Origin of the sequence: Pedobacter aquatilis, assembly GCF_030409415.1 — a bacterium.
In the GTDB taxonomy this organism is placed as follows: domain Bacteria; phylum Bacteroidota; class Bacteroidia; order Sphingobacteriales; family Sphingobacteriaceae; genus Pedobacter; species Pedobacter aquatilis.
In genome coordinates this window covers 17,849-35,268 of sequence record NZ_JAUFPW010000031.1, presented here as the reverse complement: position 1 = coordinate 35,268, position 17,420 = coordinate 17,849, and the positions used below count along the sequence as shown (strand labels likewise).

Here is a 17,420-nt window from a genome sequence, read left to right as displayed (position 1 = left end):
AAGCATTTTAAGTAGTTAACATCTAAATTCGTAAATCTAAAATCTTAAATCAATTGGCAAAATCGAAAACTGCTTATTTCTGTCAAAGCTGTGGCTATGAATCGGCAAAATGGCTGGGCAAATGCCCATCTTGTAATCAATGGAATACTTTTGTTGAGGAAATTGTTGAAAAAACGCCTGCCTCTGTACCAACCTGGAAAAACGAAGCGACTGGTAGAAAGGTTAATAAACCAAGTAAGGTAGATGAAATAGAGCAATCGGCAGAACGTAGAATTTCTACAAATGATAAAGAACTTGATAGAGTTTTAGGTGGCGGATTGGTAGAAGGATCGTTAATCTTAATTGGTGGCGAACCAGGAATTGGAAAATCGACATTAATGCTGCAGCTCGCTTTAAATCTTAATGGGAAAAAACTATTGTATGTTTCTGGCGAAGAAAGCGAACAACAAATCAAAATGCGGGCAGAGAGAATAACAGAAAGCCCATCATCTAATTGTTATATCCTAACTGAAACCTCAACCCAAAATATTTTTAAGCAAATAGAAATTCTTCAACCGGAAATAGTTGTTGTTGATTCTATTCAAACTTTACATTCTGCTCATATAGATTCTACGCCTGGAAGTGTTTCGCAGGTGAGGGAGTGTACTGCAGAGTTACTGCGCTTTGCCAAAGAAACCGGAACGCCAGTTTTTTTAATTGGGCACATTACAAAAGATGGGGCAATTGCAGGGCCTAAAATCCTCGAACATATGGTTGATACCGTTTTGCAGTTTGAAGGCGATAGACATCATGTTTATCGAATTTTACGGTCGATTAAAAATCGTTTTGGTGCAGCTGCAGAGCTTGGTATTTATGAAATGCAAGGTAGCGGGTTAAGAGAGGTTTCAAATCCTTCAGAAATTTTGCTCTCGCAACGCGATGAAGAATTAAGTGGGATTGCAATAGCTGCAATGTTAGAAGGCGCCAGACCAATGTTAATAGAAACACAGGCTTTGGTGAGTCAGGCTGCGTACGGAACGCCACAACGTTCTGCTACTGGTTTTGATACGAAGAGAATGAACATGTTATTGGCTGTATTAGAAAAACGTTGTGGTTTTAGATTAAGTGCTCAGGATGTATTTTTGAATATTGCTGGTGGAATTAGAGTAGAAGATCCAGCTATAGATCTTGCCGTTCTAATTGCCATTATTTCATCTCATCAGGATATCCCTGTATCTACAAAAAATTGCTTTGCAGCAGAAGTTGGTTTGTCTGGGGAAATTAGAGCTGTTAACAGAATTGAACAAAGGATAGCAGAAGCAGATAAACTCGGTTTTGAAATCATTTATATCTCAAAGTATAACCTTAAAGGTATCGATGCCAAAAAATATAATTTAGAAATTAAAGCGGTTAGCAAGATTGAGGAAGTTTTTACCTTAATTTTTGGCTAATTGCTTGCGCTTAAAGAGGAACTCTTTCTACATAATTCCACATAAAAGAGAATGTTTTCCTCACTTCCACAGTTTGAATTTTTTTGGCACAATATTGTTTTTAATACAAAAAGCTCATTTTTAATACGTTACGAATAAATGCTACTCATTTTAGAGTTTGGATTAACATTTGTCTAATAGATAGTGTTGTACATCATGGGATGTGATCTATAACAATAGGGATGATTTTCCTCGTTAGTGAGAGCTAGCGAGGATTTTTTTTGCTTTATATTATTTAGAAAAAAATTAAATAACTTTGTTGCAGATAATTAACTGAACAAATTATAAAACTAACTATTGAAAAAATATTATTATGAGAAAGATTATCCTAAGTTTAAGTTTTTGCCTATTTGCTGCAGTAGCCTTCTCCCAAGCTGATTTCAAAGGTCAGAAATTTGGAACTGCTGTAACGCCAGGCGATATTAAATCTGTAGCTAAAATTGAGGGATCAATGGGCGAAAAGAATGTTGCTGATATGAAAATTAAGGGCAAAGTTGTAGAGGTTTGTAAAAAGAAAGGATGCTGGATGACATTGGAAACACCAAACGGAGAACCAATGCGTGTAACGTTTAAAGATTATGCTTTTTTTATGCCAATGGATATTGTAGGTAAAGAAGTTGTTTTAGATGGTATTGCAAAAAAACAAACAATATCGGTTGAGACCTTGAAACATTATGCTGAAGATGCTAAGAAATCTCCAGAGGAAATTGCAAAAATTACAGATCCTAAAAAAGAACTTGCTTTTGAAGCTAAGGGAGTTGTTATTTTAGACAAATAAGCATATATATTAAATAAAAGCAAAAGGGCTAACTTTTTACAAGTTAGCCCTTTTGCTTTTAAGATTTTTTAACTGCATTTAGTAATTTAAATTATCACAACTTACCAATAGCATATTTTATTCCGCCAAGCAGATGATTAAGGAATTTCTCTTCGCCCCAACTTTCTTTGGTGTGCCCCATCGAAGTGTAGAATGCTCTACCTCCATCATAACTATGATACCAGCTAAATGGATGGAAATTACCATTTTTCCCGCCTTTGTATGAAGCTTCATCAATTGTGATTAAAACTTTTATATCTGGATTAATATCTTTAAAATTATAAAGCTCATCTTTGTGCATCCAAACAGAATCTGTAAAGAATTTGGTGGATTTATGTTTCTTATCTTTTATTACAAAACGAGCTATCTGTACTTCTGGATGGCTGATGAAGTATGCCCCAACAAGTTTGCCATACCAAGGCCAGTCATATTCAGTATCTGTAGCAGCATGTACGCCAACATAACCTCCACCTGCTTCAATATATTTCTCAAATGCTGTCTGTTGATTATCGTTTAAAACATCGCCTGTTGTGCTTAAGAAAATTACCGATGCATACCTCTTTAAATTTTCTTCTGAAAAAGCATCTGCATTTTCCGTTGTATCAACATCAAAATTGTTTTTTAAACCAAGTTGCATAATGGCCAATTTTCCCGTTTCTATTGAGTTATGTCTAAAACCCTTTGTTTTAGAGAAAACCAAAATTCTTGATTTTTTAGTTTGCCTCGTAAAACTTTGCAATAAAATAATTGAACAGATAACAATGCTCAAAGCCAGAATTTTTTTCATAATGAAATTGGTTAGATAGAAGATTGTTAAATTTAAGAAAGTTGTTTGATAATTTGTTTACATCTTTCTTCAACTTGTTTACAAACCGGAGTAAATAAGTTATTGTCCCAATATGGATCAGTAACTTCATCATCATCCAAAAATAATTTAACCTTGTTATACTCTTCATCTGTTCTGGCCAGATTTTGTACATCCTTCAAATTATTTCTATCCATTACAAAAATCAAATCGTATGCAGCAAACATGGCATGATGAAATTGTTGTGCCCTCTGTGCGCTAATGTCATAACCAAAGGATTTGGCTGCCGCTACACTTCTATGATCCGGAGCTTTGCCAATGTGCCAATTGCCCGTTCCTGCTGAAGCAATTTCCCAGTTTAAGTTTTCATCATTCGATAAATGACGCATAATGCCTTCAGCCAATGGCGAACGACAAATATTGCCCAGGCAAACCATTAAAATTTTCAAATTTATTTTGCTTTATAAACGTAGTTAAAAGTATAAACAGTTCCACCTGTTGCATCTGTTGTAACGGTTTGGCTCAATGTTTTTCCACTTAATGTCATTGGAAATTTTTTGGTTGCGGATAAAATTATCTGATTTCCGGATCTTTCCCAGGTTCTGATACCAGTAACAGTAGCCATGTCGCAGAGCGCTCCATTTGAGCCCATAGTGTATGTTCCATCATTCGAGAATGAAATCATCATAGTTGCGGCGCAACTTGCTTGACCCATTAATTCGATGTAATTACTACTGGTTTTTGTGCCAATTGTCATAGCTGGGCTAACACTTATAGATTCTATAACCCATGTGTTGCTGGTAAGCGTTTTATCAGCATCTTTTTTACATGCAAATGCAGTGCATACAAATAATAATAAGAGAAGTTTTTTCATGATGGTTGGTTTTGTAGTTCAAACGAAAATACATTAAGTTTTGCTACAGCTGGAAATAATAAAAGCCTCAAATGTGAGGCTTTATTATGGCTACAATTAACTGTAAATATCGTTAAGCATTTTTGCCAAGCGAACACCACCTTTAAGCAGTTGTTCGTTTAAAGTATCAACCCAGTCGAAATTATAGCGGTAACTTAATTTAGAATCTGGCTTAGTTTTATCATAAATTTTAGCGGCAACCAAATAAGATTCGTAAATACAATCTTTTAAAGTGGTGTTTTGCCAATTGTAAAGCTGAACTGCTGAAGGATGATTAATCGCCTTGGTATATTCCGTATAGCTTAATTGTTGGTATTCGATTAATTGTTCATCCCAAACTCTATGAAGGTTGGATTTTTCGTTAAACCATAAAACGGAAACTCTGTTGCCACCTAAATCTTCTTTGTGGCCAACGTGCATGGGTTGACATAAATCGCCAGCCATGTGAATCAGCATTCTTAAAGCTAATTTTTTCTCTGTTAAGGTGCTGCCTGGCTTTTTTAAAACTGCAGTTAAATCAATTATTTTGTTGTAAAGATTTGGGTCTTTTTCAGTTTCCAGATAATTATATATACTCTGTTTATCCAAATTAGCAGGGAGATTAACAAAATGCCAGTTGTAAAGATAATTGTAAGCGGAGTCTGATTTTATAAAATCGCCCCAGTTTGCAGACATTGCCAGGCTTTCAGAACCTAATATTGCCTGAATGGCTTTACGTGTTTTTGCCTTTAGATAACTATCGGCAATTTCCCCCACAACACGGTGGCCAGTCATTCCCCAAGCACTTGCCTGCATCGGCAAATAGGTTAATGAGCCAATAACTGCAATTGCTGCAATTTTAGTTTTGATTGATTTGAATATCATTTTATAATTCTTTTTGTACGCAGGTTAATTTTTGTTTTAGCGAAAGCACTACCTCACGCTGGTCGCTTAGGTTTTCTAAAATTAAGCTATCTGTAGTTTTTTTCTTGATTAAAAAGTTTTTATCATAACGGCCGATGCGATAACAGCCCGATATTTTTTGCTTGTAGTTGGCATGGGTAAAAGTAGCGCCAACAAATAAAGTATCACCTTTAATGGCATAAACGCCCTTTGCATATTCTTTCCAAATACCATTATTAAAGCAAGAATCTTCGTATAAATTTAATTTGCTTTTGGTAACGAAATCGATGTAAATAGAATCGCAGGTAATTTTAAAATGGTGCTGTGTGTAATTGTTTAACTTATCGCTAAAGGCAACAGAATCTTCATTCCAAACACCTTGCATAAATTCTTCTCCTTTACCTTGTATGTTAGGGCGTGGGGAACAGGCAATCAGGATGGTGGAAAAAGTAAAAAACATAATATAGATAAACCTTAAGCCTACTTTTTTTTGCATTGCAGATTTTATTGATAAACAGCTCTTAATGCTGATTAGTGGGAAATTGGTTGTCGGCAGTTTTATTGCTTTTAACCGTGTTATAAATTAGCAAGAACAGTCCTGTTGCAAAACAAAGTCCGGCGATGAAGCTTACTACGCCTAAAGCTGTATAGTATTGAGTTACTTCTGAAACAGGCATGCCACTGTTTTGCACCAGATAAGGCATGACAACACTGTAAAAAATATTTAAGATTAAGGCAACACCTGAGCCTATAAAAAGTAGAATGGCGTCAACCTTAGTGTTTTTGGAAATGTAATAGCAAGAAGCTATAAACACAAAAAGTGGTGAGATTAAAGAAACTAAACTGAAAAATATTGAAGTTATTGAGCTATCCATTTTCTTAGTTTTAATTTTAATTCTACGATTTGCAACTTAAATTCTACTTTGAGGCCTTAGTTAATTAAACCCGATTGAAGCGGCATTTTAAAACTGTCATTCTGAGCGTAGTCGAAGAACAGTTTTAAAATATAGCGAAAAGCGGGACTATCGGAACCGAAGCACGAATAGCCCTGCTTTTCAAAAGCTTAAGCAAGCTTTATTTTAAACTACCAACCATATCTTCCGGACGAACCCACTCATCGAATTGTTCGTTGGTTAATAAGCCTAATTCTACAGCTGCTGCTTTTAATGTTTTATTTTCTTTATGTGCTTTTTTAGCAATTTTAGCTGCGTTTTCGTAACCTACATGTGGGTTTAAAGCTGTAACCAACATTAACGAGTTTTGTAAATGTTTCTCAATTTCTGGCAAGTTTGCTGTAATGCCTTCAGCACATTTTACCGTGAAAGAAACGCAAGCATCGCCAATTAAGCGAGCTGATTGCAATACGTTTGCCGCGATTAAAGGTTTGAAAACGTTTAGCTCGAAATGACCAGACATACCGCCAACTGAAACCGCAACATCGTTACCGATAACCTGTGCGCAAACCATAGTTAAAGCCTCTGGTTGAGTAGGATTTACCTTACCCGGCATAATCGAAGAACCTGGTTCGTTATCAGGAATTACGATTTCGCCAATACCGCAACGAGGACCAGAGCTTAACATACGAACATCGTTTGCAACTTTCATAAGCGCTACAGCTGTACGTTTTAAAGCGCCAGAAAGCTCAACCATTGCATCGTGAGCCGCTAAAGCCTCAAATTTATTCGGAGCAGTTACAAAAGGTAAACCGGTTAAATCGGCGATTTTTTTAGCAACCAAAACATCGTAACCTTTTGGTGTATTTAAGCCAGTACCAACAGCTGTACCACCTAAAGCTAGTTCAGCAACCATAACCAAAGCGTTCTTAATTGCTCTGATGCTGTTATCAATTTGCTGTACATAACCTGAAAATTCTTGTCCAAGCGTTAAAGGCGTAGCATCCATAAAGTGAGTACGACCAGTTTTGGTGATTCCAGAAAATTCTTCAACTTTTTTAGCCAGTGCGTTACGCAAAGTTTCTAAACCTGGAATAGTGTTTTCTACCGTTAATTTATAGGCTGCAATGTGCATTGCAGTTGGATAGGTATCGTTTGATGATTGCGATTTATTCACATCATCATTCGGGTGAAGCACTTTTTTATCATCAGCCAATGCGCCACCGTTAATTACGTGAGCACGGTTTGCAATCACTTCGTTTCCGTTCATGTTACTTTGCGTACCAGAACCAGTTTGCCAAATTACCAAAGGAAATTGGTCATCTAACTGACCAGCAATAATCTCATCGCAAGCTTTGGCAATTAATTCTGCTTTATCTACTGCAAGAACGCCAAGTTCGGTATTTGCTAAAGCAGCTGCTTTTTTTAAGTAACCAAAAGCATGAATAATTTCTTTCGGCATTGAACCTTCTGGCCCAATTTTAAAGTTATTGCGTGAGCGTTCGGTTTGTGCACCCCAGTATTTATCAGCAGGCACTTGAACCTCGCCCATGGTATCGTGTTCTATTCTGAAACTCATTATAATTTGATTTTTGTTGTGGCAAATTTAAGTTTTTTGCCTATAAAGCAAGGTATTATCTTCGTTATTTCCTTCGGGTTGATTACACAGATTTTAGGATTGCACAGATTTTTATTTTGGAAAGGTGCTGAAGTGGTTTTTGGGCTGGCTCCGGTCCCGCTCATTCGCTTAAATCTTTTTGTTGAACATGACAGGATTTTCGGAGTTTGTGCAAACAAAAAGTATTTACGCTGCCATCGGGTTTAGGAAATCAATTTAGTGCTGTAAACAAAGTTTGTATGTAGCTAATTTTGGCTAAAGCCGATAATATTTATCCTATTTTCCGTTGGTTGAAACCAACGGCAAGGAATATATTGTAAATTTTGCTATCATTTTATGGAAAGTTCCGTCATCGAGGCACGGAAGCAATCTCAAAGCGATATATGTATAGTATTAAGATTGCTCCGTACCTCGAAATAACAAGCATTCTGTTGCTATTCATGGCCGTTCGGCTTTAGGCAACGGAATCTAAATCCTGTCCAAAACCATTCAAATACTAAGTCAATGGTTTCAATTACTATTTTGGTATTTTACAGGCCGGGTTTTAAGCAGATGTTTATGAAAAATGTAAAACTCAAATTATGAAAAATATAGTCTTCGTCCTGTTTAATTTAATTATTGTCTTTTCGGATGTAAAAGCCCAAAACGAAATCAACTTTAATAAAAAGTACCCTGGTGGAGGAAAACTGCTCATGGCTGTAGATAGTTCAGCCAAAAAAGTCTATTATTCGAATGTATTCCCAAACCAACCTAATACATCTTTTAGTTATTTACCCGAAGTAAAATATATAAGTTTTCAAATTAACTTCAGAAAGAATATTAATGTTGAACATTATCGATACAGCATTTTAGTGAATGATAAACCGATAGTGGTAAACAAGTCTATCAACAAAGCGCAACTGATAGATACTCATGCAGGTGGAGATGAAGAAGTATTTAGCTCTACAACACTTGGAACCTTTGCTATAAAAGATAAAGTAATTACGATATTAAGTTACAGCATCGAAAAACCTCAAGATATTGATAAATCTGTTTTTTACGGGAAGTCTATCCCTAAAGCCAAAATTGCCGCCTTTGGAAAAAGGTTTGCAGTTGAAAAGGGAGTTGACTATAGTTACATTGCTAATCCAAAAGAAAAAACAAGCCTTAATCTTAATAAAAAAGATGATGAACTAACAATTGTAAAAGATAGAACAGAAATTGATTATATCTATCAGGTATTGATTAAAGACAAGCAAACAAATAAAATTATTTATGAATCAACCGCCTGGCAATATGGTGGATATGTTGATGAAACACATCAGTTTTCACCTTATTTAAAATTTGATAAAAGCATTTTTAAAAAATCGGGTGACTATGAAATTATTATCCAGCCATCAGCATTTAGGCGTTTTAAAATGCCAGCTAAAGAGATGGAAAAATATACAAGCAGATACACACTTTCTATAATTTTAGATCAAGAAAGCTATACTCAAAGGCAAATGCTAATATTTGGTGTTGTAATTTCCATTGTGTTTGGTGCAATCTTAGGCGCAACGCTAGCATACATAAAAAAGAAAGCAGCCAAAAAACTCGCTGCTCAATCCAAACAAAAAGAAATCGCTCAACTTCAACTTAACTCCGTTCGTTCACAACTTAACCCGCACTTTTTATTTAACGCATTGGCGGGCATCCAAAACTTAATGAATAAAAACGAAATTGATAAAGCCAATCGTTACCTAAGCAAGTTCGCTCGCTTAACACGAAATGTTTTAGATAGTAAAGAACTCATCAGTTTAACTGAAGAAAAGACTTTATTAGATGATTACTTTCAAATGGAAGCGTTGCGATTTGGCTTTCAATATACCATCAATGCATCAGCAGATTTAGACACCGAAAATATTGAAATACCAGCAATGCTTCTACAGCCATTTGTAGAAAACGCTGTTAAGCATGGCATTGCAGAAAAAGGAAAAGATGGTGAAATTACAGTGAATTTTGAAAAGCAAGTTTCTAACTTAGTACTAAAAATAACCGACAATGGCAAAGGTTTCAATGCCACCGAAACATATGAAGGTTTAGGCTTGGCACTCAGTAAAAATCGAATATCTTTACTAAACTCGATTTATAAGGAAACACCTTTTATTCTGGAAATTCAATCAGATATAAATGGAACAAAAGTAAGAATTACCTTAACACAATGGCTATAAAATGAGGACGGTTTTAGTAGATGACGAGCAGGCAAACTTAGAAAACCTACAGGCTTTGCTTGCTAAGAATTGCCCCGAAATTAAGGTTGTTGCCACTGCCAGGGATATTGATGATGCCTTTGAGAAAGTAATTCTGCATCGCCCCGATTTACTTTTTCTTGATATCCAAATGGGAAAAACCACAGGTTTTGATTTGCTTAACAAACTTGCTGAAAAACCTTTTGAAGTGATTTTTGTAACGGCGTACGATAATTATGGAATCCAAGCGATAAAATTTGCTGCTCTGGATTACCTGCTTAAGCCGGTCGATCCTGATGAATTAATTTCGGCGGTTTCAAAAGCTCACAGTAGAATCGCAAGTAAAACTAATGGCGAACAGTTGAACTTTTTGCTCAATCAAATTAAACGCACCGAACCTGCCGTTCCAAAAATTGCACTGCCACAACAACACGAAATCCGTTATGTTTCGGTTGATGATATTGTACGTTGCGTTGCAGATAATACCTACACTTTTATCTATTTATCAACAGATGAGAAAATTTTAATCTCAAAACCTTTAAAAGAATATTCTGATTTGTTAAAACCACATGGATTTGTTCGGGTACACCAAAGTCATTTGGTTAATCCAAAATTTGTGAAGAGCTGGCTTAAAGAAGATGGCGGAACTTTATTAATGAACAATGGTGATAAAATTCCAGTATCGAAGCCAAACCGGGAAATGGTTAAAGCAGTTTTGGAAAAATAGTAGTTTAAATTCCTTTCATTATAAACTTACTTGCCGTTCGGCTTTAGCCAACGGCAAGTAAAACATTTAAGAATAAATATCTTCGAAATAGCGTACGACTAAGGATTTCATCAAGAGTTCTTGCTCCAACATTGTATAAGGAGGAATAGGCTTTATCAATTTCCAATGTGGCCAACCATCCTGATCTACACCTTCCAGCTCGTAGAAATCCATCTCACTCAACAATCTGCAGGTTGCAATATGCATTAATTCTTCCTTTTGGCGTTTGCTATATTTTTTTGGTCCCTTTCCTAGCTCCTGAACGCCAATTAAAAAAAGCATTACTTTCAAGTCTGGGAAGTCCGAATCAAATTCCTTTGAAATTCTTTCTTGCAAAACTTTCCACTTGGCATTAATCTCTGATGGCTTCATGACGGCAAAGATAGTGTTTAACCTAAATAAGCTATAAGCTGAATACGGAAAGCTGAAAGTTTGACTTTAAAAGGTAAAACTTTTAATATGGAAGCATTTCAGCATCACCCAAAAACTAATTTTAGTTACATTTATAGCCTATGAGTACAAATTCAAATAAAACAATTACAGCTGGTTTATTAGCTTACGGCATGTCTGGTAAAGTATTTCATGCCCCTTTTTTAAATGCCCATAATGGCTTTAAATTAAAAGCTGTTGTAGAGCGTAATACCAAAAAAGCAGCTGTAGATTATCCTGAAATTTTAAGTTATAATAGTGTTGATGAGCTATTAAATGATTCGGAAATTGAATTGGTTGTTATCAACACGCCTAATAATCTGCATTATGAACATGCTGAAGCGGCATTAAAAAGCGGCAAGCATATTCTGGTAGAGAAACCTTTTACGGCAACATCTGCCCAAGCTAAAATATTATTTGACTTGGCAGATTCGGTTGGGAAACAAATTTTCTTTTACCAAAACCGCCGCTGGGATAGTGACTTTGCATCTGTAAAAAAAGTTTTGGCAAGTGGTAAATTGGGTAAGCTAAACGAATTCCATTTGCGTTACGATAGATATAGAAATGTTATCGGCCCGAAGGCTTTTAAAGAACAAGCAATTGAAGCCAGTGGTTTATTGTATGATTTAGGCCCACACCTTTTAGACCAGGTAATTAGTCTTTTCGGTAAGCCGCTTTCTTTCCATAAAACCTTAGGTAAAAACAGAAAAGATACCTTGGTTGATGATTATTTCACTATTCAGTTAAATTACGCAGATAGCATTAATGTTTTTGTAACTTCCAGTATGTTGGTGGTAAACCCGCAAGCTGCATTTGTTTTGCATGGTGTAAATGGTAGTTTTATAAAAGACCGTACAGATATTCAAGAAGAACAGTTGCTTTCAGGTATGAAATTAACCGATGAAGGTTATGGAATTGAAGCGAAAGGTAAAGATGGCTTATTAACTACGATAGATAGTGAAGGAAATAAAACTGAAGAAATTATCCCTTCTGAGATTGGAAGTTATTTACCACTTTTTGAAGCCGTTTACCAATCTATAACTTCGGATAAGGCTTATCCTGTTAAACGTGAAGATGTTTTAATCCAATTAGAAATTTTAGAAAGCTAAGTTTTTATTAAAGATTATATGAATTCGTTACCATACGCATACTTAATACCAATTTTTTTATTAGCTCTTTATTTTATCCTCCGGAAGAAAAAACAAAAAATTGAGCCGTTAACGGAAGTTGATAGGCAAATTTTGAATGACTACGTTTCTTATTATCGAAAGTTAGACAAGACAAAAAAACTTCGGTTTGAGCAAAAGGTGGCAGAGTTTTTTGCCTCAATTAGAATTGAAGGTATTGAGCTGGAATTAACTACTCTTGATGAATTACTCATTGCTTCAAGTGCGGTTATCCCAATTTTTGGTTTTGAAGATTGGCAATATAAAAACCTGAGCAGCGTTTTGTTATATCCTGATACTTTTAACAAGGATTTTCAGTTTGAAGGTGGCGAAAGAAATATAATGGGAATGGTTGGAAGTGGCTATATGAACGGGCAAATGATTCTGTCTCGCTCAGCGCTCAGACATGGGTTTTCTAAAAGTGCGGGTAAGGAAAATACAGCTATACACGAATTTGTACATTTGTTAGATAAATCAGACGGTGCTACTGATGGCGTACCTGAAAATTTGATGGCTCATGAATATACTTTACCTTGGGTAAAAATGATGCGTGAAGAAATCGAAAAAATTGAGGACAATAAATCAGACATTAATCCTTATGCAATTACTAACGAAGCAGAATTTTTTGCTGTAGTGTCTGAATATTTCTTCGAAAAACCGGATTTGTTTAAGGATAAACACCCAGAATTGTATCTTCAACTGAGTAAAATTTTTGCTCAACATCCGGCAAAATAACATTAAATCATCTATGAAACTCATAACAACAATAACCTGTTTTCTAATTACTGCAAGTACATTTGCTCAAAAAACATATTTGCTAAAACAAGCTTTTCCGGTAGGGAAAAAATATGCTTACAGTATAAATTCAGATCAGATTATTAGTCAGAAGGCTGATGGAAAGGAGTCTAACTACATTCAAAATATTGGTACAGATTACACTTTTGAAATTGCAGAAGTTAAAGCCTTAGATAAAAACATAAAGGTTGTTTATAACCGTGTTAAGATAAAATCTGCAGGTATGGGTAATGAGTTGATTTTAGATTCAGATACGGAAGAAGCCGGCAAACCAAATCCATTTGCGGGTTTAAAAAATGCCAGTTTTAATATGTTAATTAGTTCGGATGGAAGTATAAAATCTGTTTCTGGAGTAGATAAAATGGTTAACGATATGGTAACTAAAATCACGACAGATACCGCCCAAATTAGAGCTGTAAAAGCATCGCTTGCTAAACAATTTAATGCAGATGTTATTAAACAAACGATGGAGTCTGCATTAAAAATTTTTCCTCAAAAATCAGTTAAAATCGGCGATAGCTGGACAATTTCATCAAAAGTAAACATTACAATGCCAATTGAATCTATTGTTACTTATACTTTGAAAGAAGTTAAAGGCAATGTTGCGGTTTTAAGCATTAAAGGAAATCTGCTTTCCAAAGGTGGTTTTGAAAGCTTAGGCACAAAAATGCAAACAGATTTAAAAGGTTTAAATATGGGAGATGCACAAGTTGATTTAACCACCGGAATGATTTTAAACAGCCACACCAGATTAGAACTTTACGGTAAAATGAATGCCGCAGGTTCTGTATCTGATTTTGAGCTCGAAGGCATCACTAAAATTACAGGGAAAGAAATAAACTAAATTTTATAAACTTCCGGTTAAGGCAATCAAAAATTCTGTTGTAATTTCGATGTGCGGAATATGTCCGCAAGCATCAAATTCAACAATTTTTGAACCTGGAATTTTCAGAGCTGTGTTTTTACCCAAAAATCTGTATAAACCATGTATTGCTTGTTGATCTGCACTGAGTAAGCCTTTACCAACAATGGTTTTATCATCTTTACCAATAAATAAAATTGTCGGGACTTTCAGGTTTCGAAATTCATCAGCAACAGGTTGGTTATATATCATGTTATAAGTAAGTGCAGCAACTTTTGCATATTTCGGAAAATCGGCACTAAATGTTACGCCAGCGCCAATATTTACCAGGTATTCGTAATCTGGTTTCCACACTGTAAAATAAGAGCTTCTGTAATACTGTCGAATGCTTTCTGCTGTGTTCTTTAATTCTCGCTGATATTGCTCTTCTACTGTTGATGCCGGAACAAAAGTCTTATAATCTTCCAGCCCTATAGGGTTTTCCAAAAGCAATTTATCCATTCTATCAGGATACATTAACGCAAATCTTGTAGCAAGCATTCCGCCCATACTATGCCCTAATATTGATGTTTTTTGAATGCTCAGCGTATCTAATAATTTCTTGTTCCAGTTTACAAGTTGTTCAAATGTGTAATTTATTATCGGTTTAGATGATCTCCCGAAACCAATTTGATCTGGAGCGATAACCCTAAAACCTACACCTGTAAGTGCTCTAATTACATTTCCCCAATAATACCCACCAAAGTTCTTCCCGTGGAAAAGCATTATTGTTCTGCCATTTGGGGTAATGGTTGGTGCAACATCCATGTATGCCATTTTAACATCTTGTCCATCAATACTTAATGGCAAATATTTTAATGCATAAGGATATTTTACATTTTCAAGATTAATGGATAATGTATCTATCTTTTGAGCGTAAGTTATTGATAATGAAAGAATAGAAATTGATATTAAAAGGAAAAGTTTTTTCATGTGTAAAATATTTTGGTGCAATGTAATTTGCAAAGCGACTTAATTTATACTTTTGAGCCAACCAAATAGACTAAAAACCATGCCCGTTTTCCACATAGGTGAGCAACCATTAAGCATAAAATCCATTTCAGAGATAATTACTGGTTACTATTCTATAGCATTAGGTGATGCTGCCAAGGATAGAATTAATAAATGCAGAAGTTACCTGGATAACAAATTACAGCTTAATAATGAGCCGGTTTATGGCATTAACACAGGCTTTGGTTATTTGCAAAATGTTAAAATAGAGCAAGAACATTTAACCAGTTTGCAACATAATTTACTGCTTTCTCACGCATGTGGTACGGGTGTAGAAGTGCCACAGGAAATTGTAAAGTTAATGTTGCTTTTAAAAATTCAGTCGCTTAGTTATGGCTTTTCGGCTATTTCGATAGAAACTGTACAACGCTTAGTAGATTTTTATACACATAATATATTCCCGGTTGTTTACACACAAGGCTCGTTAGGTGCATCCGGAGATTTAGCGCCTCTTGCACACTTGGCTTTACCGCTTATTGGCGAAGGCGAGGTTATTTACCAAGGGGAAAAAGTTAAAACGGCTGAACTTTACAAAATACTAAACTGGCAACCATTGGCTCTGCAATCTAAAGAAGGTTTAGCTTTAATAAATGGTACTCAGTTTATGAGCGCTTATGGAATTCATATTTTAGTCAATACCAATAAGCTGGTGCGGTGGGCAGATAGAATTGCTGCTATTTCTATCGATGCTTTTGATTGTAGAATTGATCCTTTTGATGCATTAAGTCATCAAATTAGACCACACAAAGGGCAGATGCAAACAGCAGAATGCATTAATAATTATTTAAGTGGAAGTGAGATTATCAAGCAAGCTGTTAAGCAAACTCAAGATCCATATTCTTTTAGATGTGTACCACAAGTGCATGGCGCAAGTAAAGACAGTATCAATTACATCAATTCTGTTTTTGAAACCGAAATTAATTCTGTTACGGATAATCCAAATGTTTTTCCTGATGATGATAAAATTATTTCTGCAGGAAATTTCCACGGACAACCACTGGCTTTAACTCTTGATTTTTTATGCATCGCATTGGCAGAGCTTGGCTCAATTTCAGAAAGGCGGGTTTTTCAGTTAATTTCTGGTCAGCGGGGATTACCACCTTTTTTGGTTAAAAATGCAGGGTTGAATTCTGGTTTAATGATAGCTCAATATACGGCAGCTTCAATCGTTAGCGAAAATAAGCAGCTTTGTACACCATCATCGGTTGATAGTATTGTAAGTAGCAACGGGCAAGAAGATCATGTAAGCATGGGTGCAAATGGTGCAACAAAATGCCTTCGCGTAGTTAATAATTTAGAAAATATTTTAGCTATTGAACTTTTAACTGCTTGTCAGGCTTTAGATTTAAGAAGACCTTTAAAATCCTCGCCGAAAATTGAAGAAATTTTAAGTGCTTACAGAAAGACAGTTACTTTTAACGATGCGGATAGAATTTTGGCTGATGATATAAAAAACTCAGTAAGTTTTATGCGGAATTTTAGTGCATAAAACTTACTGAGAGCATTTTGATTATTTGTTAAGCATAGATTTTATAATAGACGCAGATGCATTCACTTTTGTCGAATCAGATAAACTGCCAGAAGATTTAAGTACTTTGATATCATCAATATTTAACTCGGTTTTACCCGCTGTTTTAATGCTAAGGCTTTCAATTTTATATTTTGTTTTATCGCCTGTGTCTCCATATATTTCGATGTTAGAATTGCCAAAAGAATTAATACTTAAAGATTGAAATGGCGATTTCAAAGTGCTAAAATTTGAATTATTCAACTCGATATTAACATTGCTGTTTTTTGCGTTATCAAATCTTAAATCTCCAACTTTATTTGCCTTGATGTTTAGGAAACCTATTTCCGTTAAATCTTGAAAAGATATTCTATTTACATCTATCGCATTTAGTTGTACTGAGTCAGATTTTATATCTAAAGTAAAACCTCCAGCTTTTGAAATGTTAAATGCTTTTACCTTATTTGAGTAAATATAAGCGGTTAAAGAATATCTAAGTTTCTTCTCCGCATTTTTTAAAGTAATTTGCAGCGTATTGTTCTCATCAACTTTTATGTTGTATATTTCAATTAAATCACTTGGAATTTTGATGCCAGATTTATCGCTTTTGACTACTACAAAATTAATGTAGCTATCATTTCCATCATTTAAATTTACTGCTGAAAATTGCGGTAATTCCTTAATTGTGTACCCATCCAGTTCCGATTTAAAGTCTGTATTTTCTTTTAAATTCCTGTAAAAAGCCTTAGTATCTCTATAATTTATTTTAACATTTACTGCAATTACAATAATTGGTATTATAATAAGCGATACGGCTAAAGCGATTAATAATTTATTACTTGTTTTCATGTTTTAAGCGTTAAAATTTTCCTTAACAAATGATTCATATTTGGCTTGCAATTCATCAAAACCAATATTTAGTAAATAGATATTTCTAAAAACTACTGGTAGTTCATCATCTATAAACTGTATTTTTCTGTAACTTTTTACATTATCAATTGCATGTTCATCAATAAAAAAACCAATGCCTCTTTTATTGTTAATTATGCCTTTATTTTGAAGTAGTTCGTAAGTTCTCATAACTGTATTTGGGTTTACTTCCATTTCTACAGCCAACTCCCTTACCGAAGGTACTTTTTCATCGGCTTTCCATTTCTCTAGCAAAATGTGTTCGCAAACATAATCTGCTATTTGAAGGTATATTGCCTTATTATCTCTAAATTCCATGTTGTAGCAATTAA

19 protein-coding genes are annotated in these 17,420 nt (G+C 35.0%); 8 read left to right on the top strand and 11 right to left on the bottom strand.

Annotation, left to right across the window (positions count from 1 at the left end):
* Positions 1-53 precede the first annotated feature (53 nt).
* Both radA and QWY86_RS13500 read left to right on the top strand, forming a co-directional pair.
* A complete protein-coding gene (radA, locus tag QWY86_RS13505; RefSeq protein WP_290242860.1) occupies positions 54-1,430 on the top strand; it encodes a DNA repair protein RadA in 1,377 nt (458 codons plus the stop codon).
* A gap of 352 nt (positions 1,431-1,782) precedes the next feature.
* The gene (locus QWY86_RS13500; RefSeq protein ID WP_290242859.1) at positions 1,783-2,247 is read left to right on the top strand and encodes a DUF4920 domain-containing protein; all 465 of its coding nucleotides are present in this window, start codon (positions 1,783-1,785) and stop codon (positions 2,245-2,247) included.
* 94 nt (positions 2,248-2,341) lie between these two features.
* Here the strand turns inward: QWY86_RS13500 and QWY86_RS13495 are convergent, their stop codons facing one another.
* The 7 genes from QWY86_RS13495 to fumC form a co-directional block, all read right to left on the bottom strand.
* On the bottom strand, positions 2,342-3,073 hold the full coding sequence (locus tag QWY86_RS13495; protein WP_290242858.1) for a ThuA domain-containing protein: 732 nt from the start codon (positions 3,071-3,073) through the stop codon (positions 2,342-2,344).
* A gap of 32 nt (positions 3,074-3,105) precedes the next feature.
* Positions 3,106-3,540: a low molecular weight protein-tyrosine-phosphatase gene (locus QWY86_RS13490; protein ID WP_290242857.1), complete on the bottom strand. Its 435-nt coding sequence runs from the start codon at positions 3,538-3,540 to the stop codon at positions 3,106-3,108.
* Positions 3,541-3,542: 2 nt separating this feature from the next.
* The gene (locus QWY86_RS13485; protein WP_290242856.1) at positions 3,543-3,965 is read right to left on the bottom strand and encodes a hypothetical protein; all 423 of its coding nucleotides are present in this window, start codon (positions 3,963-3,965) and stop codon (positions 3,543-3,545) included.
* A 96-nt stretch (positions 3,966-4,061) separates the two neighbouring features.
* Complete coding sequence (locus QWY86_RS13480) at positions 4,062-4,868, bottom strand: S1/P1 nuclease (RefSeq protein ID WP_290242855.1); 807 nt, start codon at positions 4,866-4,868, stop codon at positions 4,062-4,064.
* 1 nt (position 4,869) lies between these two features.
* Positions 4,870-5,382, bottom strand: coding sequence for a fumarate hydratase (locus tag QWY86_RS13475; protein WP_290242854.1), 513 nt, complete (start codon positions 5,380-5,382; stop codon positions 4,870-4,872).
* A 25-nt stretch (positions 5,383-5,407) separates the two neighbouring features.
* Positions 5,408-5,761, bottom strand: coding sequence for a hypothetical protein (locus QWY86_RS13470; protein WP_290242853.1), 354 nt, complete (start codon positions 5,759-5,761; stop codon positions 5,408-5,410).
* A 199-nt stretch (positions 5,762-5,960) separates the two neighbouring features.
* A complete protein-coding gene (gene fumC, locus QWY86_RS13465) occupies positions 5,961-7,358 on the bottom strand; it encodes a class II fumarate hydratase (protein ID WP_290242852.1) in 1,398 nt (465 codons plus the stop codon).
* 620 nt (positions 7,359-7,978) lie between these two features.
* Between fumC and QWY86_RS13460 the strand changes: the two genes are divergently transcribed.
* Together QWY86_RS13460 and QWY86_RS13455 are read left to right on the top strand one after the other, a co-directional pair.
* Positions 7,979-9,586, top strand: coding sequence for a sensor histidine kinase (locus QWY86_RS13460; protein WP_290242851.1), 1,608 nt, complete (start codon positions 7,979-7,981; stop codon positions 9,584-9,586).
* Position 9,587: 1 nt separating this feature from the next.
* Positions 9,588-10,331 (top strand): LytR/AlgR family response regulator transcription factor, encoded by a 744-nt coding sequence (locus QWY86_RS13455; protein WP_290242850.1) that lies wholly within the window; start codon positions 9,588-9,590, stop codon positions 10,329-10,331.
* A 66-nt stretch (positions 10,332-10,397) separates the two neighbouring features.
* Here the strand turns inward: QWY86_RS13455 and QWY86_RS13450 are convergent, their stop codons facing one another.
* The gene (locus QWY86_RS13450; RefSeq protein ID WP_290242849.1) at positions 10,398-10,742 is read right to left on the bottom strand and encodes a hypothetical protein; all 345 of its coding nucleotides are present in this window, start codon (positions 10,740-10,742) and stop codon (positions 10,398-10,400) included.
* A gap of 140 nt (positions 10,743-10,882) precedes the next feature.
* Between QWY86_RS13450 and QWY86_RS13445 the strand changes: the two genes are divergently transcribed.
* The 3 genes from QWY86_RS13445 to QWY86_RS13435 are packed head-to-tail and all read left to right on the top strand — an operon-like array spanning position 10,883 to position 13,604.
* Positions 10,883-11,908 (top strand): Gfo/Idh/MocA family oxidoreductase, encoded by a 1,026-nt coding sequence (locus tag QWY86_RS13445; protein WP_290242848.1) that lies wholly within the window; start codon positions 10,883-10,885, stop codon positions 11,906-11,908.
* An 18-nt stretch (positions 11,909-11,926) separates the two neighbouring features.
* Positions 11,927-12,700 carry a M90 family metallopeptidase gene (locus QWY86_RS13440; RefSeq protein ID WP_290242847.1) on the top strand — a complete coding sequence of 258 codons (774 nt, stop codon included), beginning with the start codon at positions 11,927-11,929 and terminating at the stop codon, positions 12,698-12,700.
* A gap of 13 nt (positions 12,701-12,713) precedes the next feature.
* Positions 12,714-13,604 carry a DUF6263 family protein gene (locus tag QWY86_RS13435; RefSeq protein ID WP_290242846.1) on the top strand — a complete coding sequence of 297 codons (891 nt, stop codon included), beginning with the start codon at positions 12,714-12,716 and terminating at the stop codon, positions 13,602-13,604.
* A 3-nt stretch (positions 13,605-13,607) separates the two neighbouring features.
* Here QWY86_RS13435 and QWY86_RS13430 read toward each other — a convergent pair whose 3' ends face one another.
* Complete coding sequence (locus QWY86_RS13430) at positions 13,608-14,594, bottom strand: alpha/beta fold hydrolase (RefSeq protein ID WP_290242845.1); 987 nt, start codon at positions 14,592-14,594, stop codon at positions 13,608-13,610.
* 79 nt (positions 14,595-14,673) lie between these two features.
* Here QWY86_RS13430 and hutH point away from each other — a divergent pair, with 79 nt between their 5' ends.
* A complete protein-coding gene (gene hutH / locus QWY86_RS13425) occupies positions 14,674-16,161 on the top strand; it encodes a histidine ammonia-lyase (RefSeq protein ID WP_290242844.1) in 1,488 nt (495 codons plus the stop codon).
* Between the two features lie 21 nt (positions 16,162-16,182).
* Here hutH and QWY86_RS13420 read toward each other — a convergent pair whose 3' ends face one another.
* On the bottom strand, positions 16,183-17,028 hold the full coding sequence (locus QWY86_RS13420; RefSeq protein WP_290242843.1) for a hypothetical protein: 846 nt from the start codon (positions 17,026-17,028) through the stop codon (positions 16,183-16,185).
* A 3-nt stretch (positions 17,029-17,031) separates the two neighbouring features.
* Positions 17,032-17,406, bottom strand: a complete 375-nt coding sequence (locus QWY86_RS13415; RefSeq protein WP_290242842.1) for a GntR family transcriptional regulator — start codon at positions 17,404-17,406, stop codon at positions 17,032-17,034.
* Positions 17,407-17,420: the final 14 nt, after the last annotated feature.